The sequence below is a fragment of the Endozoicomonas sp. OPT23 genome (assembly GCF_009653635.1).
In the GTDB taxonomy this organism is placed as follows: domain Bacteria; phylum Pseudomonadota; class Gammaproteobacteria; order Pseudomonadales; family Endozoicomonadaceae; genus Endozoicomonas_A.
Genome location: NZ_PPFD01000003.1, coordinates 353,611 through 379,226, shown reverse-complemented (window position 1 = coordinate 379,226; position 25,616 = coordinate 353,611). Strand labels below are relative to the sequence as shown.

Genomic DNA, 25,616 nt, shown 5'->3' with positions numbered 1-25,616 from the left:
TCAGCTATAACTGACTCGCCTTTTTGTGTTTATGGACTTAACGTCTATCGATTAAGCGACGGCGCCCAGCTCAGAATTCAGCAGAACTCCTCGCAAGCTGTGTGGCAGAGCATCGGCAATCTCAACTTCTGCAAAGCGGCCAATCAGGCGTGGCTCAGCGCACTTGAAGTTAACCACACGGTTACACTCGGTACGACCAGTCAACTCACCTGGATCTTTCTTGGAATAACCAGTTACCAGAATCTTCTGCTTTGAACCTACCAGGCGACGGCTGATCTGCATGGTCTGCTGGTTAATACGATCCTGCAGAATCTTCAGGCGCTGTTTCTTGGTTTCTTCCGTCACATCATCCGGCATATCGGAAGCAGGTGTACCTGGACGTTTACTGTAGATAAAGCTGAAGGAGGCATCGAAGCCGATTTCAGCAATCAGGTTCATGGTGTCCTGGAAGTCTTCATCGGTTTCACCGGGGAAGCCAACGATAAAATCGGAGGAGACACTCATACCTGGACGAATCGCACGGAGTTTGTTGATCTTATCAACATAAATGTCGGTTTTATGTTCACGCTGCATCTCTGCCAGAATACGGTTAGAGCCACTCTGAACGGGAAGGTGCAGATGGCTCACCAGTTCTGGCACATCGGCGTAAACGTTGATCAGGCTCTCGGAGAATTCCAGAGGGTGTGAGGTAGTGAAACGAATACGATCAATACCGTCGATAGCGGAAACGATAGTAATCATTTCTGCCAGATCACAGATAGAACCATCGTCTTTTTCACCGCGATAAGCGTTTACGTTTTGCCCCAGCAGGTTGATCTCGCGAACACCTTTTTCGGCCAGACCGTAACACTCGGCAATAATGTCATCCATCGGGCGGCTGACTTCAGGGCCACGGGTGAAAGGTACGATGCAATAAGTGCAGTACTTGCTGCAGCCTTCCATAATGGAAACAAATGCACTTGGACCATCAACGCTTGGTTCAGGCAGACGGTCGAATTTCTCAATTTCCGGGAAGGTAACGTCAATTACCGGAATATGGTTGCTTTTGGTCGCATCGATCATTTCCGGCAGGCGGTGCAGGGTTTGTGGGCCAAACACTACGTCTACCTGTGGTGCACGCTTACGGATGTCTTCGCCTTCCTGAGAAGCAACGCAACCGCCAACACCGATGATCAGGTCAGGATTATTATCTTTGAGTTTCTTCCAGCGGCCCAGCTGGTGGAACAGCTTTTCCTGAGCTTTTTCTCGTACCGAGCAGGTGTTAACCAGTACAACGTCGGCCTCTTCCGGATTATCGGTAAGCTCCAGAGTGTGTGTCTCTCCGAGCAGGTCGGCCATACGGGCCGAGTCATACTCGTTCATCTGGCAACCGTGAGTCTTGATGTATAGTTTTTTGGTCAGTTCAGACGACAAAACCGGATTCCTGTCTTTGGCAAGAGCATAAGTATAGGGCCCTTGCGCTTGGCTGATGTTTTTACACGGCTGAAAGCACTGGTTCGCCAGTACTCTCAACTACACGCCAAAGATAGCAAATCCCTATGGTGCTGATATGGCGGGTGTTCAATTTCAAACCCGCCATTATACCGGCTGTAATTTCTGGAAGGTAGTGAGCAAATTTTCTGATAATGACTGCTGTAACTACCTCTTGTCAGAATAGTCAGAGTTCGTCACGGTTTGGCTCTGTTCCAGTGGTTGTATTCGGTGTGCCGATATCTGCACTTTCGTACACAAGTTGTAATTTTGCTTTGATGTTTCCCTCTGTATTTTTGAGAACAACTTCCTTAGTAGTATTGGCAGCGCCATTAACGACCCTATGGAAAGTAGTTGCCGCCATTACCTGGTCATCAGTCAATTGATCAAGTGTGTCAAATATATCTTCTTCATCTGGATCTTCCTTCGATGGGGAGTCTATTAATTCCTTTATGGCAGAATGAACGACTGAAGGGTCATACTGATATGCGCCATAGGCTATCTTGATGACACTGAATATTTTCAAAGCTGTGTTGTATATGCTTCGTGTGGACAGGTTCCAGTTTTTCTCGATAAGTGTCAGAGTTACCCGGTCGGCATTAGGCCATTTTATAATCTGTGTATGACCAAAATTAAGCCCCTTTTTGATAACCCACGGCAGTGTGATTAGAACGGGTTTCGCAACTTCTTCATCTCCAAGGAAGTACTGAGCAATCAGCACAATATCAGGCTGTCCAAACCATTCCAGAGTTTCTTTCAAGTCGACTCGATCAACGAAAATTCTGGATGGTAGTTTTACACAGCCAGTGGTGGTTTCGGTGCAGCTGTCTTCTGGTTCTGCTTCAGGCTCGTCGTCAGAAAGTGTTTGCTGGGTATGGTGAGTAAGCAGAATAAAGTCTTTATCAAGGTCTGACCTGTCCAGTACGCTGAACTCACAGCTTTCAGATTCATGACACCGACTGGCAGAAGTGACCAGTACCTGGCCAGATGAGCCAGAGCCCTTCGTTTTTCGAAGAGGAAAGCCAATATAGGGGTCCTCTGTTTTAGCTTTAGAGTGACGAATAAAGCGCATAACCTTCTGGTCTGACCTTTTTCCTGTATCGAAGCAGTCAGCGGCTTCTTCGAGGTGGTCGATTTTACCTTCCAGTACACCAAGGGTTTTGTATGGGACATCCTCGTAATGCTTATGTACTAAATCAACAAGATTATTCAACGGCAGTGCATCATCTTGTAAGTTAGAAGTGTTTGATAACAGATCCTGAAATCCTTCCTGATATTGGCCAAGTTGAAGGTACTGAATAAACGCTTTTCGTTCATTAACATAAGCCTGTAAGCGCTTAGCTGGGGTGTCGTATTGCTGAAAAAAAGCATCACAGGATGGTTTTTCTTCACTAGCCTCGGTTGAGGCAGCCTGTTGAACAGGAAGTAAAGAAAAACAAAGAGACAGTAACAGGGTAAAGCTGTATCGCATGGCATTGTATCGCATGGGACTACCGACATTAGGTAACTGCGGGAGTGTGAATAAATAGATTCGGGTTGGCGCTCTGTCAAAGATAACGAACCCTCTGTTGTATGGATACTGAGCCACTAATCTGACGGGTTATGGTAAGCTGTGCCGCTATTTTTTCTTCTGTCCTGAATTTGCAGGATAATTAAAGTGCAATAATAGCCGCAGCCTCATTCTGGTGTTCTGGCTGTCAACAGCAGGTGTATGGAGTCGATGTCAAAAACGCAGGTCTTTCGAGTTATTTTTCAAAATGAAGGTGAAGTATTTGAAGTCTATGCCCGCCAGATTTTCCAGAGTGAACTCTGGGGTTTTATTGAAGTAGAAGAGTTTGCTTTTGGCGAACGAAGCCAGTTGCTGGTTGATCCCAGTGAAGAAAAGCTGAAGAGCACTTTTGAAGGTGTAAAGCGCAGCTATATTCCTCTGACGTCTATTATTCGTATTGATGAAGTAGAGAAGGAAGGAACTGCCAAGGTCAGCGAAGTAAAGGGCAGTAACATCAAAGCTTTTCCAATGCCGCCTCTGTCTTCCTGATTCCTCCTGAATCAGTGCATTCTGGCCTTCAGCCAGTTGCATGACTCAATCAGGGCATCCTCGGCATCGTGCCAGATCACAGGTTGCCCGGGTTTAGGTTGCACACCCCAGACTGCAGGTCTTGAAGCCGGAGAAGCAATAATTAAACGGCTCTCATTCGGTATCACACCCTGTTCCTTTGCCTGTCTGACCGCTACGGTCATTACTGCCAGTAAACTGTATTGATCTTCAAGGGTTTGCTCCAGTTCAGGCTGAACCTGACTAGGAAGAGCTGTCTGATGGAAGAAGGCAATATCAGGATCGACCATATAATAATGAGCGGCGGTTGATAGAAAACCATGCCCGTCTATGCCGGTAATCAGATAATTATCCGGATTACCGTTCTCCAGTTCTTCCAGAAACCAATTCAAACTCCAGGGGCCGGGAGCACTGACTCTCGACGTGTAGTAGTCACAATTTTCAGGGCGAAACATAAGCTCAGTCAGGTCTTTCGGTAATGGCGGCACTGGTAACCCGGCACCGTGCATGAGCTGGTTGATGTCTGTTATAGGTGACAGAGAGGTACTGGTATGCATGGTATTTTTCCTATCTCAAGCTTGAGAAGCTGGGTTGAGCCTGTTTTGGCGCTGGTGGCACCGAAACAGTCTTGGCCTTAAGAGCTCCTTCCAGAGCATTAAGGTAGGATTGCTGTTTACCGTGTTGTTTCAGGAAATCAGAGGCGCCAAGAGCAGGTTTGGCATCATTTTTCCAGCTAGACCAGTCGTCGATAACCTTACCTTCTTTCTCAAGTTTAATGGCGTGTTGTTTCAATTCTTCAAGGCGTTTAAGAGTAGAGTCGACTTCACTCTTACCAAGTAATCCTGACAGCTTCTGCCGTATATCCTGTTCCTTGATAGCCTGTAACCTTGTAAAGGTTTCACGGTCAATCAGTGCCGGCAGACCCGGCCAGGGAGAGCGCCAGTTACCTTCACTGGCTGCTGTGCTGTTTTTGGCAACGCTGGTATCTCCAGGATAAAAAGACTGGTCGTTATCGATCAGTGAAACATGCCCGGTGTCCGGATTAATCAGGTAGTTGCCTGGGTGTCTGTCTTTCTGCCCACAAAGGCAGTCAAACCATTCTGCTTTAATCAGATCGCTGACAACATTATTGGCGAAACCCGTATTGTTCTTTAGTTTTTCGCTGATGCCACTTTTCGCTGTAGGAAATGCAGTCGTTCCCTTGGCTTCATCCATCATCAAGCCAATCTGACCTTTGTGTGTTGCCAGTTCCATTTTCGGAACCATATTCAGTCCCAGCAATGGCTGCAGGTTTTGAGCTGCAAGATTACGCAGGGCAAACTGTGGGCGACTGGAATCAAGGTAAGCGCCTTTTTTGGTGATTCGCTCGTAACCACTTTTATCAACAGCATCTTCAGCCTTGAAAAGTTTTTTGGTTTCAGCACCGTCATGTTTGTAAGTCAGCTTGGATACGGTGTGAGTCATGCCTTTACCAAACGGTTTGGATGTCTCCAGAGAGCTGTCATCCAGAGTACTAAGATGCTCAACCGTCGCTGGTATCAGCTGATAACCAACCCGCATGAAATCTGTTGCCGTCTGCCAGTTCAGCTTATCGCCAAGGCCATTCGCATCACTCTGCATCATGACCTGGACAACAAGAGAGCGTTCAACACTGAGTTGGCGACGTATATCCTTAAAGGTTTGAATGTCTTCTTTTGAATAATATTGCTGCCCGGTTTTCAGGATAACATCAATGGCACGCATGCCACTTTCAAGGTTATTAACAAAGGTTTTTCCCTGTTCCTCAATGCTTGTGTGAGTGTTGGGCAGAGCGTGAGCAAGGTTGGTTTGATGATTGTTCAGGGCGCTGCTGATCTGTTTCAGGTGGGTTGATTTAAGCTGGGCAACAACTGAATTTATACCTTGGGGAAGCTCTGAGAATTTTCGCTGCTCAATATCCGACTTTTGCTCCAGCTTTTTAACGGTTGCTTCACTGATATGAAAGCGTTCCGTGAACCGTGTTTTTGCAATGTTCAGTCTGGCGGCTTCATCCTGATAGATATGGTTATAAACCGGTGCAGGCTTGGCGTATTGAATAGGAGGAGCTAACTGAGCGGTCAGTTGAGCGGGTGGATGCCAAACCGGAGGTTGACTCGACATTTGTTGATAAAAAACGGGCTGATTAAAGTTAAGTACTCCCAACCCGGGAATCATCATTTGAGAAAGATTGCCTTGATAAGGAACCTGATTAAAGTGATGAAAATTAGGAGCTGGTGCATTGGTTTGCATTCTTGCTTTGGGGTCAGGCGTCCATACCTTTAAGTTAGGGCTGTTTGTCCAGATATGAGTGGTCTGATTTCCCGAGCTGACGGTTGCGTGATATTTATACTGGGGAGGCGCAGGTTTGATGCTGAAGGCATTTATAAGTTTGTTCTTAAGCCTTTTAGATTTACTGATCTTCTGCTCCTCGGGCTGAGGAATCTGCTTGGGGATTGGCTCTTGTTTGGTTACTTTATGACCTGCAAACGAAGCAGGTTTTGCTGTCTCAGGTGCAAATCTGGCTGGTAAAGACTGCGCAGAAGTAATGGGCTTTGTGTGAGAAGAAGGTGGTGTTGGAAGTGACACGGCAGCGTCCCTGCGAACCTGAATGATACCGAAAGTATAGGGACCGTTGGTATCGACTCAGGCTGTCAGGGGGCACCGAAGGCAGGATTTCTGCCAGCCGGTTTATGCAGAGGTTTGTTCTGTATATTTATTCTGGCTTTTCAGTAGCATGAACAGACCACTGCCCAGCAGCAGGTTGCCCAGTGCAATCAGGTAGCGGAACAGGTTTAGCCTTAGATAGCCAGCCAGAGTACCCTCATTGCCAATCACCAGCGCGCCAACAAAGTAGCTGACAAAGGCCGCTATCACCATAGCTTTTGGGCCTGGTTCTATCTGTGCTTTCAGCAAAAGCAGCATGATAATGGCCAGGAAACCGGCAATCTGTAGATCCCGATAGAGGTCACCAAGGCCATACCAGCGGCAGACTTCGAAGGCCAGACAGATGGCAATGACCAGTCGACCCCAGGCGGGCTTGCTCCACTGGTTTCCTGTCAGCACCAGAATCATGGCAGTACCGATTAAAGGTGGAGCCATAAAAGTGGCGGCATTATTCAGAAACCGGTAAACCTCAAACCATGCTTCGGAAAAACCAAAGTTAAGAGTACCTGTAACTCCAGCACCCGCCATCAGCAGAAAACCCAACAGTGCGCCTTTGGAAGCGGTTCGATGAACAACCGCAAAAGACTTCTGCTGAGACATTAGAAAGACTGCAAAGGCGCTGGCTAATGCCAGCACCGCATCTGATAGAGCAAGTGAACTCATAGGCCGGGTCGGTAATACCTTTTAGTGTGTAGGCACACGTCATCGAATAGCTAATTGTCGTTTCCCCGCCGGAGCTGGGTAAACGACGTAGGCATTCGAATGTCTGTGTCTGGTCAGGACGCTGAAAGCAGCTTCTGGAATGCACGACCAGCTGCTTCAATGGTTTGATCTATTTCCTTGTCGCCGTGGGCGTCGGAAATAAAGCCTGCTTCAAAAGCGGACGGCGCCATATAGATATTTTCATCCAGCATGGCGTGGAAGAACTTGCCATAGAATTCAGCATCGCATTCCATTACCTGGTCAAAACGAGTCACGCTTTCCTGTTTGGTAAAGAACAGACCATACATGGCTCCAGCCTGAGAGGTCAGTAGAGGAATACCGGCTTCATCAGCTTTTTGTTTGAAACCAGCCAACAGTTTGGCAACCTTTTCGGTCAGCTCACCGTGCAGACCAGGGCGAGACAGGTTCTTCAGGGTTGCCAGACCAGCAGCCATGGCCAGCGGGTTACCGGACAGTGTACCTGCCTGATAAACCGGCCCCAGCGGCGCCAGGAACTCCATAACATCTTTACGGCCGCCAAAAGCACCAACTGGCAGGCCTCCACCGATGATTTTACCCAGAGTCGTCAGGTCAGGCTTGATGTTGTACTGCGCCTGAGCACCGCCCAGAGAAACACGGAAGCCGGTCATTACTTCATCAAAGATCAGCAGTGAACCGTGCTCGTCGCACACTTCACGCAGGCATTCCAGAAAACCGGGAACCGGGGGAATACAGTTCATATTGCCGGCTACAGGCTCAACAATAATACAGGCGACGTCTGAACCGATTTCAGCAAAGGCCTGCTTTACAGAGTCGATGTCGTTGTACGTCAAAGTGATAGTGCTTTCAGCCAACGCAGCAGGAACGCCGGGAGAGCTGGGTACGCCCAGAGTCAGAGCGCCGGAACCGGCCTTAACCAGCAGGGAGTCTGAATGACCGTGGTAGTTACCTTCAAATTTGACGATCTTGTCACGACCGGTAAAACCACGAGCGAGACGAATAGCACTCATGGTGGCTTCGGTACCGGAACTCACCATGCGCAACAGTTCCATGGATGGGAACAATTCACGTACTTCCAGTGCCAGCTCGGTTTCCAGAGACGTCGGTGCGCCAAAGCTCATCCCCAGCAAAGCCTGTTCACGAACAGCTTCAACCACTTCAGGATGGTTATGCCCTAGGATCATTGGACCCCAGGAACCTACGTAGTCGATCAGCTCATTGCCATCAACGTCCTGAACATAGGCGCCTTCTGCACTTTTGAAGAAGACCGGCTTGCCACCAACACCCTTAAAAGCACGTACGGGTGAGTTAACACCACCGGGAATGACTTTCTGGGCTTCGTTAAATAGATTACTGGAGCGATCGTCAGAACGACTCATGGTTTATTCCTGATCTTCCTGGTCAAACAGTTTGGAAAATTCGCGAGCGCGGGACTCGATGTCTGTGGAGGCAAACAGGTTGTGAACTACCGCAATCATGTCGGTTCCCGCCTCGATCAGCTGTGCCGCATTATCCATGGTAATGCCACCGATGGCTACTACAGGCACTTTAAAGGCTTCTTTGGCAGCAGGCAGCAGGGAAAGTTCAGCAGGCTTGGCGTCAGGCTTAGTGCGGGAAGGGAAGAAACGGCCAAAGGCAATATAGTTGGCACCTTGTTCCACGGCGGTTTGTGCCTGCTCCATGGAACCTTCGCAGCTGATGCCAATAATTGCATAATCGCCTAGTCTCTGGCGCGCTTCAGCAATGGTCTCGTCTTGTTGACCAAGGTGAACGCCATCGGCTTCTACGTCGGCAGCAAGTTCAATATCGTCGTTGATAATGAACAGCGCTTGATAACTGTGGCAGAGTACTCTCAACATGGAAGCCTGACGCAGTCGTTTATCTGCATCCAGACTTTTGTCTCGGTACTGAAGTACTTTCATGCCACCACGAAGAGCGGCTTCCACTGCTTCCAGCAAAATGCGGTCATCAGGAAGCAGTTGGCTGTCGGTGACGCCATATAAACCTTTAAGCATGGATATTCCAGAAGAGTATGGGGTATATGGCGGGAGAGTATATCAGGTTAAATTAAGCAATCGAGAGGTTGGTAAACGCAGGTTTTCTGACCTGAATTTACCAATAGGTATCTATTGAGTGCTAATGCCCCCCGCTGCTTCCATTAGTATCTGAAGGTCGCTATAGCAGGCTTCACCAATAGTTTCTGGAGAGTGTTCTTTTAACCGACTTGATACACACTCTCTAAAAAAACCTAGAGTATTTTGCAGGTTCTTCTTTCCTGTACGTGTAAAACTGTTCGCATCAACCACTAGAGGCCTGATAGCTCCCATGTACTTCTCAGGTTCATCTTTTCTTGCTGCAGTATATGCTTCTTTGGTGGTTAGCAGCTTGTCCAGCATTGTAACGTCATCATTTTCATATTGATCTTGATCAACATGTCTATTTAGATATTTACGTAAGTCACCTTCAAGCATGGTCGTCATACCGTGCAATTGTCCATTAACTTTTATAACTGCTGCTTTCTGGTCATCACTCAGTGTTGCTGCTGTGGTCACCGCTGAGGCCTCAGTGGTAGTTGTTGTAATGGACGTTTCAAAAGCAAGCTCTTCATCCAACCTTTCAGATAAACTAGATAAATTGAGAGATGCTCCAACATCTGTAGTGCTGAGCTTTGTTATAAAGCTGAGACCATCTTCGGGGCCGCTGGTTATATGACGGTACACATGATTTTCAATACTGCTGAGTACATCCTCTTTCTCTTGTAGATTTAGGTTACCGAAAACTGGTAATGACATTTCAACCTGATCAAAAGCAGCTTCTCCTAAAGAAGAGGGTATCGATGTAGCAGAGACTGTATCAGTTCCTGGCTTGAATGAAGCATCAGTGCCTGCTTCGTTTTTTTCAAAAATGCCAGAAGCATCGTTTACTGGAATTTCTTCAGATTCCATTATCTTTTTGGCTTCAGTTTTTAAAGTGTCAAAAGCAGCGTACAAAGCAATTCTATCTTTGAAATAAGTAGATGTTGGGTATTTGGTACTTAGCTCTTTTTGCATCTGCTGTTTAAAATTATCCATGCTCTTCAGATAACAGTCGATCAAGGTGTCTTTCTCATACTCTTCTGTATGCGATAGCATTTGATTTAAACCAGATATGAGCTGCTCAGTTACATCTTTGGTTAATTGATCCTGATTGATGTCTTTTCTTATATCAAGATCAGCAGTGTATAATGAGCCTGCAATTTCCCGAATACGGTCTTTGGTTTGGATCATAATAACTTCAGGAGAGTCCAGTAATTTTTTGGCAACACCTTCAGCTTTAGTTGGATCCATGTAGCCTGATTCGAGTACGCTAGAGTCTTCAATCGCATTGGAAAGAGGTAAGTCACAGTCAGTAGCTTCCTGAATGGCGTACTCTCGTAGTCTTTGGGACACCTGATTTAATGCTTTCGTTTCGTCCGGGTAAGTCCATAGAAAAGTTAGCGCTGGGGTATCAACGGTAACTGCTCTACCGCTGCTGTCTATACCAACACCACTTGCCTCCGGATGGCTGCTTAAGTGTTCAATGCATTGTTTCAATTGACTTGCTGCTGATAGTTGCGCTGCTGAAGCTCCTGCCGGATTCATATAACTACTCCTTGTTTTGTATAACCAAATCACACTTGATTCGAAACTTAGCAGAGCAGAAGAGAGTCAAAAAATTGACCGAAGAAAAGCATTGAAGTGAAATAAAAAAGTATTTTAAAACAATTGGTTAATCGGGAAGGTTTTCTTCCAGCTATCTAATAAAAGACAGCTGGAGGAATAGGAGTATCAAATGGCATCAAGTGCTTCAGATAACTTATGCACAGAAATCACTTTCAATCCTTCAATGGGCTTTCTGGGAGCATTGGCTGCAGGAACAATGGCCCGCTTAAAACCATGCTTGGCCGCCTCCACCAAACGTTCCTGGCCATTGGCCACAGGGCGAATTTCTCCTGCCAGACCAATCTCACCAAAAGCGAACAGATCCTGGGGTAAAGCGGTATTTCTGAGGCTTGAAACCACCGCCAGCAGGCTGGCAAGGTCAGCACTGGTTTCTGTGACTTTTACACCACCGACGACATTAACGAAAACATCCTGATCGCTGGTGAAAATCCCGCCGTGGCGAGTCAGGATAGCCAGCAACATAGCCAGCCGGTTCTGATCCAGCCCAACGGTTACACGTCTGGGGTTGCCCAGTTGTGACTCCACCACCAGAGCCTGTATTTCAACCAGTAATGGCCGCGTACCTTCCCAGAGAACGCTGATGATACTGCCGGAAGTGGGTTCCGGTGTTCGGGACAGGAATATCGCAGAAGGGTTTTTTACTTCCTTCAGGCCTTTTTCTGTCATGGCAAAGATGCCCAGTTCATTCACCTGACCAAAACGATTTTTGGTACAGCGCATCACTCTGAAGCGGGAATCATCGGTATTCCCCAGCATAATCTGGGTATCGATGATGTGCGACAGAGTCATAGGACCTGCAAGGGAGTTGTCTTTTGTGACATGGCCAACAATCAGCAATACGGTGCCTGTCTGTTTGGCAAAACGGGTCAGGAAAGAGGCTGATTCTTTTACCTGTGCCACCCCGCCAGGCGCGGCATCAACACCATTCATGTACATAACCTGAATAGAGTCGATAACGATAATTCCCGGCTCTTCCTGCTCAGCTACTGAAACAATGTTTTCAGCAGAGGTTTCTGCCAGCATCTTCAGGCGATCGGTCGGTAAATCAAGACGTCTTGCACGGGAAGCAATTTGTTGCAGCGACTCCTCTCCGGATACATAAAGCGCATTCATGTCTTTCGCTACATGACAAAGCACCTGAAGTAATACGGTACTTTTACCTGCACCCGGATGACCACCAATGAGTACGGCACTGCCTTTTACAAAGCCACCGCCCAGTACTCTGTCAAACTCAGAACTGCCACTGGAAAAACGGGGTGCTTCAGCAACATCCACTTCATTAAGCGTTTGTAGACCACTTAATGTACCGGCAAAACCCGATCTATTAGTGGCTGCGATAGAAGGAGACGAAGCTGGCCCAAGGTTGACCTCTTTAAAGGTGTTCCATGCTTTGCAGTCAGGACATTGACCCTGCCATTTTGGGGATTCACTGCCGCATTCGGTGCAGACGTAGGCTTTTCTGGATTTGGATTTAGCCATGAAGAGTCAGATAGATGCCTGATATTATTGCTTGGCTTCAGTCTAACAATTTCGTTGCTGAACTCCAGCGAATAGTTGGCCTTTGAGAATGGAGTCAGAGCTTGTCATATAGCTGTTGGCCTTTCCACTGTGCTTCTAAAAACATTTCCCGCCACTTCTCTCGGGTAGTGGGAACGGCCATAAATGTGTCGAAAACCGCAGGAGCAAAGCCATAAAGCATCAGAACGTAGTTTGCTAAAAAGCGAAATGTCCGACCATTTCCATCAAGAAATGGATGCAATACTAAAAACAGTTGAGTGTAGTCGGCAATTGTAATAATCAGCTGGTAGTCATTACTGGCTCCGTATAACGCCTTTTTATAGCGCTTTAATAAATCTGGAAATATGATTTCATTAGACGAATTAAGAAAGTGGAAAGGATAAGCGAGAGATACTTTATCTTCTACCGGGTCGCGGCTTCCAGTCAGAGGTTGTTCAGGGCAACTGTTGCAGAACTCAAGGTGATATGGAAAAGCGATTTCATCTGAATCTTCAACAAATAATGTTGCCAGCAGGAAGCATACATCCACGCTGGTGAGATGAAACTGTTTCTCTTCGGGGTCACTCAAACCTCTCCTTCGTCGATCCTGGTGAAAGGAGGCTACTTTTTTTACGACCCATGGGGGAAGTGTGAATTCAAGTGGTGAAGAGGACGCATTAAGCTGCATTGAAAAAGGGTAGGATATTGTGAGTTCGGGGTTTTGGTAGAGATTCCTGTAAAGTTCAACCAACTGTTCAATTTCAGGTGAAGTAATAGTATTAAGGTCAACCAGCATGAAGGGGAAGGTTGTTGTGTATAAACTACCGCTGCCTTCTTCCCATTCTTTTCTTGAATCAGCCTGCCGGCTATAAGTTTCTGGTGACAGAATACTATTCAGGTGATAAATAAAATCGATTGATAAAGGATCAATCTGCTGGTTTGAAAGTATATTGACTTGCACTGTGTTGAGTTGGTTTCTTAATAAAATCCATCCATATACTAATTCCTCTGCTACGAAATCAGGGTTTTCTTTTGAAAGATGTATATCTGAATGAAATTGATTTCTAGGGTAGAGAACCTTGGCTTTAAACGGCATGTTCGAGTAGTTGATACCAGAAGAAATATTGAAAGTACTCAGTTCCAGAGCTTGGCAGGGGAGTGCCAGGCACAGTACGTTCAGCAGCATGGCTGTGATAAAGGTCGTTAGCTGATTAGCGATGTTTTTAAATAACTGCATTTTGACTAAGAAGATGTTTTTTATTGTGTGCACATCTTGCTCAGACAGCAAAAATTTCGCTTAGTTTGGCATCATTGTACTTATTTCTGGGAGCTAGCTTTAAATCTGGCTGTCTACTAGCTGTAATAGTTGAATCTTCCCATCTGATAAGGCATTACCCTGCAGGCTAAATGACTCAGGCTCTCTTTAAACTGGGCTAATTCAGTTTGAAGCCAGTCCTCCAGATGTACTTGCTGACTATTTTCAAGGGGAGAAAGGTAGATGATGTCACCCTTTCCAAGGTTGAGTGATTCTATGTACTCCATGGTACTGTTCAAGTGCTGAAGGCTATTTTGTTCCTCTCCTGCTCCTACAAGAACCGTTAGACCAGTACTTATTCCAGCCTCTCTCATTTGTTGGACAAGGTCTGTGGTTTTTTCCAGCCGGCTGCTTTTTCCCAGTTTTTTGCGTAAATCGGGAAATCCAGTTTCAAGCCCCAGCACAATCTGCTTCAACCCAAGCTCAGAAAGTTGTTGCCAATCACTGGTTGAACGCTTGGGAATATGATCAGCATCACCAAAACAGCAGATACTCCGTTTAGGGTTCGTATATCGCTGGTTGATCTCCTGAAGAATGACCTCAAAGGTTTTAACCGGAATAGCCAATGCGTTGGCGGCACCGACAAAAATGCCACTTCGACCAGCCAGGCTATCAGGAAAGAGCTGTTTCAGGTTTTTGTAGTGCTCTTCCCGCTGCTCATTGTTTAAAACCTTAAAACGACGGTCTTGATAAAAAGCACAGAAGTCGCACTGATTATTAGGGCACCCTTGAGCCGGTTGCAGTACCAGATTCTGATATCTATCAGGGGGAAGGATGGTTACCGGTTCCGGGTAGCACTGCTGATAAAGTTGTTTTAGCTGTTCATAATCACTGTCGGTGTACTGCAAAGCCTTCTGAACAATATTTCGTACAGTCTCTGGTAAGCGACTATGAGTGTTTAATTGCTGATTAAGCTGTTGCTTTATATCCAGAAGCAGCGACTGACTCTCAATCATAGAAAGAGGCGTTGGTCTTTCTCTGCCTCGTACTACATCACCGTTCAGACAGCGACGATAGAATTGCTCGCCCATACGATACGAGCACCAGAAGCCCTGATTATCGAGCCGAAGTGAAAAGCCACTGTTTTCGTCTGCGACTTTCAGGCCATTAGCCAGTTGTCTGAAGTCCGCTGCATGGGTAGAGCTCAGCATCTATATTTATAAGACTCAGTAATGATTTATGGCTATTGTGCCATGTGTTGATGTTTGGGGTATCCCGACTTGCCGAACCTTTGTGCGACTCTTCTGAGACACCCCTTCTGCGACAAGCATTGCTGAGGAACCTGTTATGAATGAAGTTGTCGAAGAAACTGAGTTTTTTTCAATGCAGTATTAACCGAAGCTGTATTAGAATACCGCCCCAATCGACTTACCAACAGGCAACATACCGAGGGGAAGATCACTAATGTTCAAAAAGGACATGACCATCGCCGGGTTTGATCCGGAACTCAAGGCAGCTATTGATGCAGAGACCCTGCGTCAGGAAGAGCACATTGAACTGATCGCTTCTGAAAACTATACCAGTCCCCGCGTGATGGAAGCTCAGGGTTCTGCCCTGACCAACAAGTATGCCGAAGGCTACCCGGGCAAGCGTTACTATGGCGGTTGTGAACACGTTGACGTTACTGAGCAGCTGGCCATTGATCGTGCCAAGGCGCTGTTCGGTGCCAAGTACGCGAACGTACAGCCACATTCAGGTTCTCAGGCCAACGCTGCTGTTTATATGGCGCTGGTTAAGCCGGGTGACAAGGTTCTGGGTATGAGTCTGGCTCACGGTGGTCACCTGACTCATGGTGCCAGTGTCAGTTTCTCTGGCCGTATCTACGATGCGGTTCAGTACGGCCTGACCGAATCCGGTGAACTGGATTACGAACAGGTTGAAGCCCTGGCTCTGGAACACAAGCCAAAGATGATTGTGGCTGGCTTCTCTGCCTACTCCCGTGTTGTTGACTGGCAGCGTTTCCGCGACATCGCCGACAAGGTTGGTGCTTACCTGTTTGTCGACATGGCTCACGTAGCGGGTTTGATCGCAGCGGGCGTTTATCCTTCTCCGGTCGGTATCGCTGACGTTGTTACTACAACCACTCACAAGACACTGGGCGGTCCTCGTGGTGGTCTGATTCTGGCTAATGACAACGAAGAGCTGAACAAGAAATTCAACTTCGCGGTATTCCCGGAATCTCAAGGTGGACCTCTGTGCCACGTGATTGCAGCCAAGGCCGTTTGCTTCAAGGAAGCCATGTCCGATGAGTTCAAGACTTATCAGCAGCAAGTTGTGAAGAACGCTCAGGCAATGACTGACGTGCTTATGGAGCGTGGGTTCAAGATTGTTTCAGGTGGTACTGACGATCACCTGTTCCTGCTGGATATGATCGGCAAGGAATACACCGGTAAGCAGGCTGAAGAAGTGCTGGGTAAGGCCAACATCACCGTTAACAAGAACGCCGTACCAAACGATCCACGCTCTCCGTTTGTGACCAGTGGTCTGCGTATAGGTACTCCAGCTATTACTCGCCGTGGTTTCAACGAGCAGGACTCTGCTGAACTGGCTGGCTGGATCTGCGATGTTCTGGGCAATATCGATAACGATCAGGTAATCGCTGACGTTAAAGAGAAGGTTCTGGGTATCTGTAAGCGTCTGCCTGTTTACGCATAAGCTATTGCTTATAATTTAGGAGTGACTGTTCTGGTTGCTCCTGATTATTTCTCCTATCTGTTTCCTCGTATGGAACAAAACGCACATTGTAACAGTCTTATTCATACTCTTTGACTTCAGTGCTTTTAGTATGAAAAGAACAATAAGCTCATTATCTACCTGCCTTTGTTTATTTATCCTCTCATTGAATGTTGGTTTCACTGCTGCCAGTGAAGATTTTAAAACCAAACTTTGGGAAATTTCTGATGGTACCAGTGTAAAGGGCTATCTGCTGGGCACATACCCAACACCCGACCTGAATATTCCTGGGCTTGACGAGGTTTTGAATCATAAGGTTGATCGTCTTTTTACGGATTACACTCAAATGAGTGAGGGGGAGGTAGAGTCATTCTTTTTTGGAGTGTGGGATACGCACGGGAGTATTGCTTCTGACCAGCATCTGGTAGATAGGCTGAATAAAGGGCTTGGATATGTTGTTGCAAGCCCAGATGTAAAATTGTGGACGCTGTGGCTGGAGCTTGAACTGAAGCTGAACGGCGCTTGGGGGGATAACTTTCAATCTCAACTCATCAAAAAAGCCGTAGCTTCAAGGCTTGATTTACAAACACTGGAGCACCATTCAGCAATGGTTGAAAGGCTGGATTCACTTTTGGCAGGCCTTTCTGCTATAAAGCAAAAAGCTCTTTTTCATGAACTATTGAATCAGAAAGAAAAGCAGGACAAAGGTCAACTGTCTGTCAATGAACTAGTTAGGCGATATCAGGATGGAAGTTATGCCAGGGAGTACCACACCCCTAATCATGTCCTCTATGGACCGGTTATCTCGAAAATTTTCAGTGCTGCTAACGGAAAATGGCTTGATAGAATGGCTGGTGAGCTGGAAAGTGGCAGAGTTCTTTTTGCCCTTGATGTACGTCACCTCAATGGTGATATGGGGTTAGTCAAATTGCTCAGAAACAAGGGTTATCAGGTCTATCCTTATGGACAGAAACCTGCAGCAACTCAAATTTCTCAAGAGTTTAGAGTTGATGGTTCATTTGGCGAAATTTTTCTGGCAGCTTGCCTTGCAGCTGAGTCTGTCCTGACTGAGTCGGGTTATATCAATTCTGGTAAGTGTCAGGCTATGCACAGTAACCCATGGACGACAGTCACTTTAATAGCAATCCCTCTGGTTATAACACTTGCATCCTGTGCGCATGTTGCTCAGCCATACAACGCTGGTCGTGGTGGCTATCAAAGAAGAATAGGTAGAGTGTACACGCTTGATAATTACCGTTAGCTTGTAGAAGAAGAGAGGGGAGGGTTTTGTAATCTAGCTACATCCGGTTATGATGAGTAGACAATTACACTCAGATTACTAAGCCAATGCACTGCCCATTTTGTAATGCTGTCGATACAAAAGTAATAGACTCCCGCCTGGTGGCAGATGGCAACCAGGTGCGCCGGCGTCGTGAATGCCTGACCTGCAGTGAACGTTTTACCACCTATGAAACCGCTGAACTGTTAATCCCGCGTCTGGTAAAGCGTGATGGTTCCCGTGAACCTTTCAATGAAGAAAAACTTCGTGCCGGTATGACCCGTGCGTTGGAAAAGCGACCTGTAGGTATGGAGCGGGTTGAAGAAGCGATTAACCGTATAAAACATCGACTGAGGGCAACCGGTGAGCGTGAAGTGCAGTCACTGGTGCTGGGTGAAGAGGTGATGCGGGAGCTTCAGGAACTGGATGAGATAGCCTATATCCGCTTTGCTTCGGTCTACAGACACTTCAAGGACTTGAACGAGTTCCGGGAAGAGATCGAACGACTGGAAACGGATAAATAACCAGCCGTAGCTTGGGCTGCAAAGCCCAACACAAACAACACTTACCGTTCTTATATTCTGGTTATACGTTGGGCTTTACGTGTGTAGACACACAACCGAATATTTAATTGCTATTTGCCCGCCGCAGGCGGGCAAATAGCTTATGAATTACTTATGTTATTCAGCCTAAAACATCCACCGCCAGCACACCCATATAACCCGCAAAGCAGGCTAGAATAATAGCGCTTTTGAGCCGGGAAATATTACTGCAGAAAGTCAGCTCTTTTTCACAGGTTGCACTGTTGCCTGTTGTTGTACAACAGTTGTTGCTTCCCATACTGGTGACTACAAAAAAGGCAAAGAGGGCAGTAAGACCTGCCATTACCAGGCCATCTCTCTGAATCACCATCGGGTCGAGTTCCAGACCGCCACTTAGAATTCCCGGAAATGCCAGAACACCCAGCAGGTTAAAGATGTTGGAACCAATAACGGTGGCCATCACCATATCAAATAAACCCTTACGAGCACTGGCCATCACCGCAGCCAGTTCAGGCAGGCTGGTACCAAAGGCAATAACGGTCAGACCAATAATGGTTTCACTGATGCCGTAGGAGCGAGCCAGTTCACTGGCACCCCATACCAGCAGTTTTGAACTACCCAAAAGAACAGCAAGCAATAACAGGGCTTCAACAACTGCACGGCTGGTGGGTATCTTCAGAATAGTGACATCGTCTTCTGGTGAATCATCCCCGCCGGAGTGTTTTGCCAGATAGTAGCAATAGCCGACAAGGGCAACAGCAAGCAGGTAACCATCCATTTGGCTCAGTATACCGTCCAGCATGAGTGCCAGCGCAAAGACAATCACCAGCCCCAGCAGTGGCAGTTCTCTGGTAATAACACGACGGCTTACAGACAGTGGTATCAGAACACCACAGATACCCAGAACCAGACCAATATTGATGATGTTGGAACCAAGCGCATTACCAATGGCAATACCGCCGGCACCGTCTACGGCTGCGACTGAAGAAACCAGTAGTTCGGGAGCTGAGGTACCAAAGGCAACAATGGTCATGCCAATGGTTAGAATGGACATACCCAGGTGGGAAGCTAGGGTGGAAGCGACCTCAATCAGTCGGTCAGCACTCCAGGACAGGGCCACAAAGCCCGCAGCAATAGCAGCAATAAAGGTCAGCGTTTCTATCATGCATTCTTATACCGAGGACTAAAACCGATTCAGCATCGTTGCCCTCATTACCGATACTATTCTTGGAATTCAGGTGGCTTCCCCTCCTGAGCAGCGGGCTATTCTAGAGAGTTGCTGGTAGGGATACCAGCGAGTGAAAACCGAAATCGTTTTTAAACGACTGTTTAATTGTGGCGTAGGCAGCGATATGATTCAGCCTTGAAAACAAAACTAACAACCGGCTGCGAACAAGAATATGTATCCCTTTATCAGACTTTTCTCGACTCTGGTCAAAGCTAAAAGAGCAGAGCGGTTGTCAGCTCAGGCAACAGGTGAAATTAAATTTCGCTGTATGCCATGGGACCTTGATATTTTTATGGAAATGAATAATGGCCGGGTTCTGACGCTCTATGATCTGGGGCGTTTTGATCTTTCGAGCCGTACCGGCCTTGGTGAGGCCCTGAAAGAGAAAGGCTGGGGTTTTGCTGTTGCTGGCAGTACCACCCGTTATCGCAAACGGGTGAAACTGTTTGATGAAATCACCATGTACACCAAGCTGGTCGCTATAGAAGATCGCTGGTTCTACATGAAGCAATCCATGTGGGTTAAAGGCCAGCCTGTTTCATCAGTGCTGCTTCGAACGGCGGTCACCAGTAAGAATGGCATAGTGCCTTCAGCAGAAGTACTTGAATGCATGGGTGTCACTGACTGGAAGCCGGAGCCGGATGGCTGGACCAAAGCATGGATCGACAGTGAAGAAGAACGTCCGTGGCCGCCTACCGTAAAAATCTGATACTCTTCGCTGCAAAGTAAAATAATAAGACGGGCAGCTGAGTTATGGATATCTATCATCTGTTTACCACCATTGTAGAGCTTGGCAGTTTTAACAAAGCGGCAGAAAAGCTGGGTACTACCCAGCCTACGGTCAGCAAAAAGATTGATAAACTGGAAGCTCAGCTTGACACACACCTGTTCAGGAGAAGTACTCGTCACCTTATGCTGACCTCCGCAGGTGAGCAGTTTTACGAACGTTCAAAAGAGATCATCAACCTGGTGGACCTGACGGAGAAGGAAGTTCGCCGTGTTGCCAGTGATGATGACAATATTCTGCGTATAGCTACTTCAGCCTCTATTGCTGATGCTTTTTTACCTGATGTGTTAAGTGAGTTAAAAAAACGACACCCTGATGCCAGCTTTCGACTGGAAGTAGATGCTACTACGCCCGAGTATTACCAGAGAGAGTTTCAGCTGAAATACGACCTGTTTATACGACAGGGAGAGGGTGCTGAAAGCAATATGTCTAGTAGGCGTTTGGCGAATATACCACTCCGCTACTACGCATCACCAGGCTATCTGGAAGAGTTCGGCCATCCTGAGGATATCGATGATCTCCAGAGTAATCATCGCTTTGTTGGCACTCGAATGAATCGCAGTAATCGCTGGGTTGAGAAGATGTCTGCGCCAGCAGAGCATTATCAGATAGAGCATACGCTTCTGACCAATCACAGCACTTCTCTGGTGTCTCATGCCGAAGCAGGGCTTGGCGTTATTCTGGCACCAGAACATCTGGTTAAGAAAGCCGTAGCCCGAGAGACGCTGTTAAAGCTTGATGTGGATGTTGATATCGCCCCTATGCCGGTGTCGGCACTTTATCGTCGAGAGTACATCACACCGCTGGCGCGGGAGTGTCTGGATTTGCTGATCGACAGGATGGCGGAATATCTTTGACTAAATTTCTAGGCTATTGAGTGTATCTACACACTTAAGCCAGAAGACATATGTCAGGGAATAACTGTTGTTAAAGCATCAAAGTTCATTCGTTGTTTCACCTGTAATACATTAGCTACCAAGATCGGGTGACTGCCTTACTCTTCTATGGGGCTGGTCATCTGCCAGATTACAGGTTGGAGAAAAACAACAATGAAACGCCTGCTCAAGCTCGATAAATTCGTGGACTGGATTCAGCCACTCCACGAAATTGCCATTGAAAATACCGGTCTTACCGATTTTGGTGAAGATAAGTCATACCTCACAGGCCTGCGGGTTCTACTGGAGTCCCAAGATCAGTACAGTGATCTGCACAGCCCGCTGCATTACGCACCCAAACTGGTGCATGAACTTGAGCAGCGCCTGAAAGCGGAGCAGGCCTTTAAGAATCGTCCAGAAATTCTGGATATTGAGATCAAGAAGCCACTGGTTATCACTGGCATGGTGCGTACCGGTTCTACCGCATTGCAGTATCTGATGGCTCGTGACCCGAACAGACAACACCTGCAGTATTGGTTAAGTGAACGACCACAGCCTCGCCCGCCTCGTGAAGAGTGGGATGACCACCCTGACTATCAGGCCACCGTTGAACGCATCAACCGCATTTATTCCAACGCACCTGAATCCAAGTCTATGCACTATATGGAAGCCTGGCTGCCGGAAGAGTGCGGGCACCTGATGGCTCAGACCTTTACCGATGAGTACTGGCAGATTTGCTCCAAGGTCCCGCACTACAACGAGTGGTATGAGAAGTGCGATATGGTGCCGACCTACAAGCAGCATAAAAAACTGTTACAGCTGATCAGCGCCAATGAATCTGAAAAACCATGGACACTGAAATACCCGGTTCACCTGAAGCATCTGAAATCCTTCCTGAAAGTGTACCCGGACGCTCAGGTTATCTGGACTCACCGTGACCCGGCTTCTGTGCTGGAGTCCTACACCACTATGAACGCTGTTTCCCGTGGTCTCAGTTGCCGTCCGGAAACCATTGACCGTGACGACCTGTTGAAAGAGCAGATGGAAGTCTGGGCGGATGCTACAGAGCGAGCTTATGACATTCGTAAGCAGTTCCCTGAAGCTCAGTTCTTTGATATGCATTTTACCGACTATATGGCTGACCCTGTCGGTATGGCGAAGAAGGCTTATGACTATTTCGGTATTGACTGGACACCAGACGTTGATCAAGCCCTGAACCAGTGGAATGACGACAACCCGCAGCACAAACATGGTAAGGCGAAGAAAGAGCCTTTATCCCTGACTCACTCTCAGATTAATGAACGCTTTACGCCGTATATCAAACAAAGCGGCGTGTTTATTAAAGAGTGATTAGAACTGTTGCAGTGATGAATTGAATCCATGCGCAGCCGAAAGGCTGCCGGATGAAAAAAGGAATGTCGTTATGAGCTTTCAGTTTCAACGGAAAAGCCAGTCCGAGCGTGAACGGATTCTGCTGGAAAAATCCGAACAGTTTCTGGCCTGTGGTATTCGTAGCACTACGATTCGCCCTGGTTACAACATGATCATGAAGTCTGGTAAGGGTGCACATATCACCGATACCAGTGACAATGAATACATTGATTACCTGTTGGGTTCCGGCCCTATGTTTCTCGGGCATTCACACCCGGCAATGGTCGAGGCGGTCAGAGGCAGAGTTGATCAGGGCACTTCTTTCCTGCTGACCAACGATGTCGCTATAGAGCTGGCTGAAGAGATTGCTCGAGTAGTTCCCTGTGCTGAACAGGTGACTTTCCATAACTCGGGTTCAGAAGCGACCTATTACGCTTTAAGAATGGCACGAGCCTATCGTGGCCGTGACAAGATGCTGAAGTTTGAAGGGGCTTACCATGGTATGCACGACCATGCTCTGATGAGTGCCCAGTTCACCATGGAGCCAGCTGATTTTCCTCAGGCTGTGTCCAATTCAGCGGGTATTCCTCAGCAGACCAGTGGAGACGTATTAATTGCGCCGTTCAACGACATTGAACGTACGGTAGAGTTGATTCGTAAACATGCGGATGAGCTGGCCTGTGTCATGGTTGAACCTATGTGTCGCACCTTTACGCCATTGCCAGGATTCCTTGAAGGGTTGCGCGAAGTGACTCGTGAGCTGGATATTCCACTGATCTTTGATGAAGTGGTTACCGGTTTTCGTCTGGCTCTGGGAGGTGCTCAGGAATACTACGGTGTTGTTCCCGATCTTTGTGCCGGTGCCAAGGCGGTAACAGGTGGTTTGCCGTTTGGTTTTGTCGGAGGTCGCAGGGATATTATGGAGCTGGCTGGAGCTAAAGGTTATGAACAGGGCAACCATGTTCGCCTGACCGGAACCTACAGCGGTAACGTTATTTCTACGTCAGTGGCTCTGGCTCTGATTAAAGAGCTGCAAACCCCAGGTCTTTATGAAGAGGTAAATCGAAAAGGCTTGCGCTTGAAGAATGCGCTGGTGGAAATGCTGGACCACGCTGATATTCCTGCAACTGTGATTGGTGAACCTACCGCTTTTCAGCCTATGTTTACTTCTCAGGAGGTCATTGATCATCGCAGTTATCTGACCATCGACTGGGCTAAAAACTTCCGCTTGATCGAATTGCTGATGGACAGAGGCATTGTGAAGGGCCAGGAGAAGTTCTTTATCTCAACGGCTCATACCGATGATGATATTGATTACACTATTGATGTTTTGAAGGATTCGATGGAGGAACTGAAGAAAGCTACTTTCTGAATTTTTTGCGACAGATAGAAGTGAAACTCAATATTATTTGTTGGGTTTCACTTTGTTCTACCCGGCCTGCAGTGCTCTTGAGTCGAGGCAGGTTGGGTTAAGCGAAACGAAACCCAACACATTCTTGCCATAACATTTGGCTATGCGATCAACTGGCTTTCCAGACACCTTCCGGAATGACATCAATCAACTCTTCAACCGTCTGGTTCCGCTCTGCAACACTGTCAGCGACAACCGTAATGTGCCCCAGTTTACGGGCAGGGCGAGCTTCCTTTCCATAGGAGTGGCGGTAAGCATTACTGATGCCGTCGGCTTTCAGCGAGCTGTCTTCTTCACCAACTACATTGACCATGGCGACTGAAGCATATTTCGCATCAGTGCTGCCAAGCGTTTTACCGCTCAGTGCCAGCATATGGTTTCGGAACTGACTGGCTTCGGTACCTTCTATAGACCAGTGACCTGAGTTATGAACCCGTGGAGCCACTTCATTGGCAACCAGCCCCTGTTCTGTTTCAAACAGCTCAAGAGTCATGGTGCCGACGTAATCAAGGTCATTGGCCAGATCACGAATATAGCGTTTCGCCTGCTCTACTTTCTCTGGAGCCAACTCTGCAACCGGATACAGGGAGTAGCGCAGAATGCCTTCGTGATGAATGTTCTCTGTCATTGGCCAGATATTAATGTTGCCATCACGGTCACGGCTGGCAATAACTGACGTTTCACGCTGAAAAGGCACAAAAGCTTCGGCAATCAGTTCACGATGACCAATGGCTTCCCAGGCAGCTTCGGCATCTTCCGGCTTGCGCAGAACGAATTGCCCTTTGCCGTCATACCCTTCTGTTGTCGTTTTCATCACAATGGGAAGGCCAAGCTTTTCAATGGCCTGATGAACATCGGCAAGAGAATTCACGGCATGAAAATCTGCGGTGGCGATACCGGCAGCACGCAGAGCATTCTTTTCCAGCAGACGGTTCTGAAAAGTTTTCAAAGCTTTAAGGCTGGGGAATACTTTATCCTCAACCGCTTCCATCTGGCTGACAATCTCAGCCGGAATGTTCTCGGTTTCGTAAGAAACAAGGTCAACGCTGTTCATGAAAGCAGTCAGTTTGCTTTCCTCATGGGTGCGAAGGTCATACAGGGAGACTTCCAGGTCGGTAAGGTCCGTAACGCTGGCAGCTAACATCTGGCCTAACTGACCATTTCCCAGGATACCAATTTTCATCGTGGCTCTTCTCAATAGAGTAATGAAATTGTTATGTCTATTTTAGAAACATTAAGTGTGTAGACGCATGCAATCGAATATTAAATTGCTATTCGCCTGCCGCAGGCAGGCAAACAAACAGCTTATGAAAGCGTATGTCTGATTACTCAGCAGTGCGCGGGTCCGGCTCAGCAAGAATAGTGTCTGTCTGGTTAGCGCGGAACTCATCAACGCGTTTCAACAGAGCATCATCGCTGGTGGCCAGAATCTGTGCAGCCAGCAGGCCTGCGTTTTTAGCACCGGCATCACCAATCGCCAGAGTACCAACGGCAACACCACCGGGCATTTGAGCAATAGACAGCAGGGAATCGAGACCGTTTAGTGCGCGGCTTTTTACGGGAACACCGAGAACAGGAAGAGATGTCTGGGAAGCAGCCATGCCAGGCAGATGCGCAGCGCCACCGGCACCGGCAATAATAACCTTGATACCGCGGCTCTGTGCGCTCTTGGCGTAATCGAATAACAGGTCAGGCGTGCGGTGAGCGGAAACGACTTTCACTTCGTAGGCAACGCCCAGATTGTCCAGCATATCAGCCGCATGTTGCATGGTCGGCCAATCGCTTTTCGAGCCCATTATAATTCCAACGGGAGCAGTCATGATGACACCTTATTGTACAGGGAGTAAGCAGTGGACTCCCTTGCTGTTATTAGTGGCGGTGAGTTTATCACAATCTCTTGTAGTGGGCAGGCTGCAGGGGTGATAGCAATTTTAATTTGATCAGAGAGGTGTACTCAAAGCGAGTGACACTATAGTCCTATATCTTCTGAAAGTCTGGATAAAAAATGCAGTCATTGAGAGAGCTTT

The 25,616-nt window shown here is 47.4% G+C and carries 22 protein-coding genes; 8 read left to right on the top strand and 14 right to left on the bottom strand.

Annotated features, from left to right (window positions below; genetic code table 11):
• Nucleotides 1–51: 51 nt before the first annotated feature.
• Nucleotides 52–1,401, bottom strand: a complete 1,350-nt coding sequence (gene miaB, locus EOPP23_RS07505; protein WP_153765906.1) for a tRNA (N6-isopentenyl adenosine(37)-C2)-methylthiotransferase MiaB — start codon at nt 1,399–1,401, stop codon at nt 52–54.
• Between the two features lie 256 nt (nt 1,402–1,657).
• Nucleotides 1,658–2,956 carry a hypothetical protein gene (locus EOPP23_RS07500; protein ID WP_153765344.1) on the bottom strand — a complete coding sequence of 433 codons (1,299 nt, stop codon included), beginning with the start codon at nt 2,954–2,956 and terminating at the stop codon, nt 1,658–1,660.
• Between the two features lie 234 nt (nt 2,957–3,190).
• Between EOPP23_RS07500 and EOPP23_RS07495 the strand changes: the two genes are divergently transcribed.
• Complete coding sequence (locus tag EOPP23_RS07495) at nt 3,191–3,508, top strand: DUF1820 family protein (protein ID WP_153765343.1); 318 nt, start codon at nt 3,191–3,193, stop codon at nt 3,506–3,508.
• An 11-nt stretch (nt 3,509–3,519) separates the two neighbouring features.
• On the opposite strand, the gene EOPP23_RS07490 is transcribed toward EOPP23_RS07495, so the two are convergent.
• From EOPP23_RS07490 to EOPP23_RS07450, 9 genes are all read right to left on the bottom strand, one after another.
• Nucleotides 3,520–4,083: a hypothetical protein gene (locus EOPP23_RS07490; protein WP_153765342.1), complete on the bottom strand. Its 564-nt coding sequence runs from the start codon at nt 4,081–4,083 to the stop codon at nt 3,520–3,522.
• 10 nt (nt 4,084–4,093) lie between these two features.
• A complete protein-coding gene (locus tag EOPP23_RS07485) occupies nt 4,094–6,130 on the bottom strand; it encodes a hypothetical protein (RefSeq protein ID WP_153765341.1) in 2,037 nt (678 codons plus the stop codon).
• Nucleotides 6,131–6,232: 102 nt separating this feature from the next.
• Nucleotides 6,233–6,871, bottom strand: coding sequence for a hypothetical protein (locus EOPP23_RS07480; protein WP_153765340.1), 639 nt, complete (start codon nt 6,869–6,871; stop codon nt 6,233–6,235).
• A 113-nt stretch (nt 6,872–6,984) separates the two neighbouring features.
• Entirely contained in the window at nt 6,985–8,289 is a 1,305-nt protein-coding gene (gene hemL, locus EOPP23_RS07475) for a glutamate-1-semialdehyde 2,1-aminomutase (protein WP_153765339.1), read from the bottom strand.
• Nucleotides 8,290–8,292: 3 nt separating this feature from the next.
• Nucleotides 8,293–8,925 (bottom strand): thiamine phosphate synthase, encoded by a 633-nt coding sequence (gene thiE, locus EOPP23_RS07470; protein WP_153765338.1) that lies wholly within the window; start codon nt 8,923–8,925, stop codon nt 8,293–8,295.
• Nucleotides 8,926–9,036: 111 nt separating this feature from the next.
• On the bottom strand, nt 9,037–10,530 hold the full coding sequence (locus EOPP23_RS07465; protein WP_153765337.1) for a hypothetical protein: 1,494 nt from the start codon (nt 10,528–10,530) through the stop codon (nt 9,037–9,039).
• A 186-nt stretch (nt 10,531–10,716) separates the two neighbouring features.
• Nucleotides 10,717–12,090 carry a DNA repair protein RadA gene (gene radA / locus EOPP23_RS07460; protein ID WP_153765336.1) on the bottom strand — a complete coding sequence of 458 codons (1,374 nt, stop codon included), beginning with the start codon at nt 12,088–12,090 and terminating at the stop codon, nt 10,717–10,719.
• Between the two features lie 94 nt (nt 12,091–12,184).
• Nucleotides 12,185–13,396 (bottom strand): Fic family protein, encoded by a 1,212-nt coding sequence (locus tag EOPP23_RS07455; protein WP_153765335.1) that lies wholly within the window; start codon nt 13,394–13,396, stop codon nt 12,185–12,187.
• 65 nt (nt 13,397–13,461) lie between these two features.
• On the bottom strand, nt 13,462–14,574 hold the full coding sequence (locus EOPP23_RS07450; protein WP_153765334.1) for a radical SAM protein: 1,113 nt from the start codon (nt 14,572–14,574) through the stop codon (nt 13,462–13,464).
• A gap of 253 nt (nt 14,575–14,827) precedes the next feature.
• Between EOPP23_RS07450 and glyA the strand changes: the two genes are divergently transcribed.
• The 3 genes from glyA to nrdR all read left to right on the top strand — a co-directional run bounded on the left by glyA (nt 14,828) and on the right by nrdR (nt 17,899).
• Nucleotides 14,828–16,078 carry a serine hydroxymethyltransferase gene (gene glyA / locus EOPP23_RS07445; RefSeq protein ID WP_153765333.1) on the top strand — a complete coding sequence of 417 codons (1,251 nt, stop codon included), beginning with the start codon at nt 14,828–14,830 and terminating at the stop codon, nt 16,076–16,078.
• 130 nt (nt 16,079–16,208) lie between these two features.
• Nucleotides 16,209–17,357: a TraB/GumN family protein gene (locus EOPP23_RS07440; RefSeq protein ID WP_153765332.1), complete on the top strand. Its 1,149-nt coding sequence runs from the start codon at nt 16,209–16,211 to the stop codon at nt 17,355–17,357.
• Between the two features lie 86 nt (nt 17,358–17,443).
• Nucleotides 17,444–17,899, top strand: coding sequence for a transcriptional regulator NrdR (gene nrdR / locus EOPP23_RS07435; RefSeq protein WP_153765331.1), 456 nt, complete (start codon nt 17,444–17,446; stop codon nt 17,897–17,899).
• A gap of 160 nt (nt 17,900–18,059) precedes the next feature.
• Here nrdR and EOPP23_RS07430 read toward each other — a convergent pair whose 3' ends face one another.
• Nucleotides 18,060–19,082, bottom strand: a complete 1,023-nt coding sequence (locus tag EOPP23_RS07430) for a calcium/sodium antiporter (RefSeq protein WP_153765330.1) — start codon at nt 19,080–19,082, stop codon at nt 18,060–18,062.
• A 235-nt stretch (nt 19,083–19,317) separates the two neighbouring features.
• On the opposite strand from EOPP23_RS07430, the gene EOPP23_RS07425 reads away from it, so the two are divergent.
• From EOPP23_RS07425 to EOPP23_RS07410, 4 genes are all read left to right on the top strand, one after another.
• Nucleotides 19,318–19,854, top strand: a complete 537-nt coding sequence (locus EOPP23_RS07425; protein WP_153765329.1) for an acyl-CoA thioesterase — start codon at nt 19,318–19,320, stop codon at nt 19,852–19,854.
• A gap of 44 nt (nt 19,855–19,898) precedes the next feature.
• Nucleotides 19,899–20,789, top strand: coding sequence for a LysR family transcriptional regulator (locus tag EOPP23_RS07420; RefSeq protein ID WP_153765328.1), 891 nt, complete (start codon nt 19,899–19,901; stop codon nt 20,787–20,789).
• Nucleotides 20,790–20,981: 192 nt separating this feature from the next.
• Nucleotides 20,982–22,157 carry a sulfotransferase gene (locus EOPP23_RS07415; RefSeq protein ID WP_194842534.1) on the top strand — a complete coding sequence of 392 codons (1,176 nt, stop codon included), beginning with the start codon at nt 20,982–20,984 and terminating at the stop codon, nt 22,155–22,157.
• A 73-nt stretch (nt 22,158–22,230) separates the two neighbouring features.
• On the top strand, nt 22,231–23,550 hold the full coding sequence (locus EOPP23_RS07410; protein WP_153765326.1) for an aspartate aminotransferase family protein: 1,320 nt from the start codon (nt 22,231–22,233) through the stop codon (nt 23,548–23,550).
• Nucleotides 23,551–23,698: 148 nt separating this feature from the next.
• On the opposite strand, the gene EOPP23_RS07405 is transcribed toward EOPP23_RS07410, so the two are convergent.
• Nucleotides 23,699–24,772, bottom strand: coding sequence for a 5-(carboxyamino)imidazole ribonucleotide synthase (locus tag EOPP23_RS07405; RefSeq protein WP_153765325.1), 1,074 nt, complete (start codon nt 24,770–24,772; stop codon nt 23,699–23,701).
• Nucleotides 24,773–24,914: 142 nt separating this feature from the next.
• The gene (gene purE, locus EOPP23_RS07400) at nt 24,915–25,409 is read right to left on the bottom strand and encodes a 5-(carboxyamino)imidazole ribonucleotide mutase (RefSeq protein ID WP_153765324.1); all 495 of its coding nucleotides are present in this window, start codon (nt 25,407–25,409) and stop codon (nt 24,915–24,917) included.
• Nucleotides 25,410–25,616: the final 207 nt, after the last annotated feature.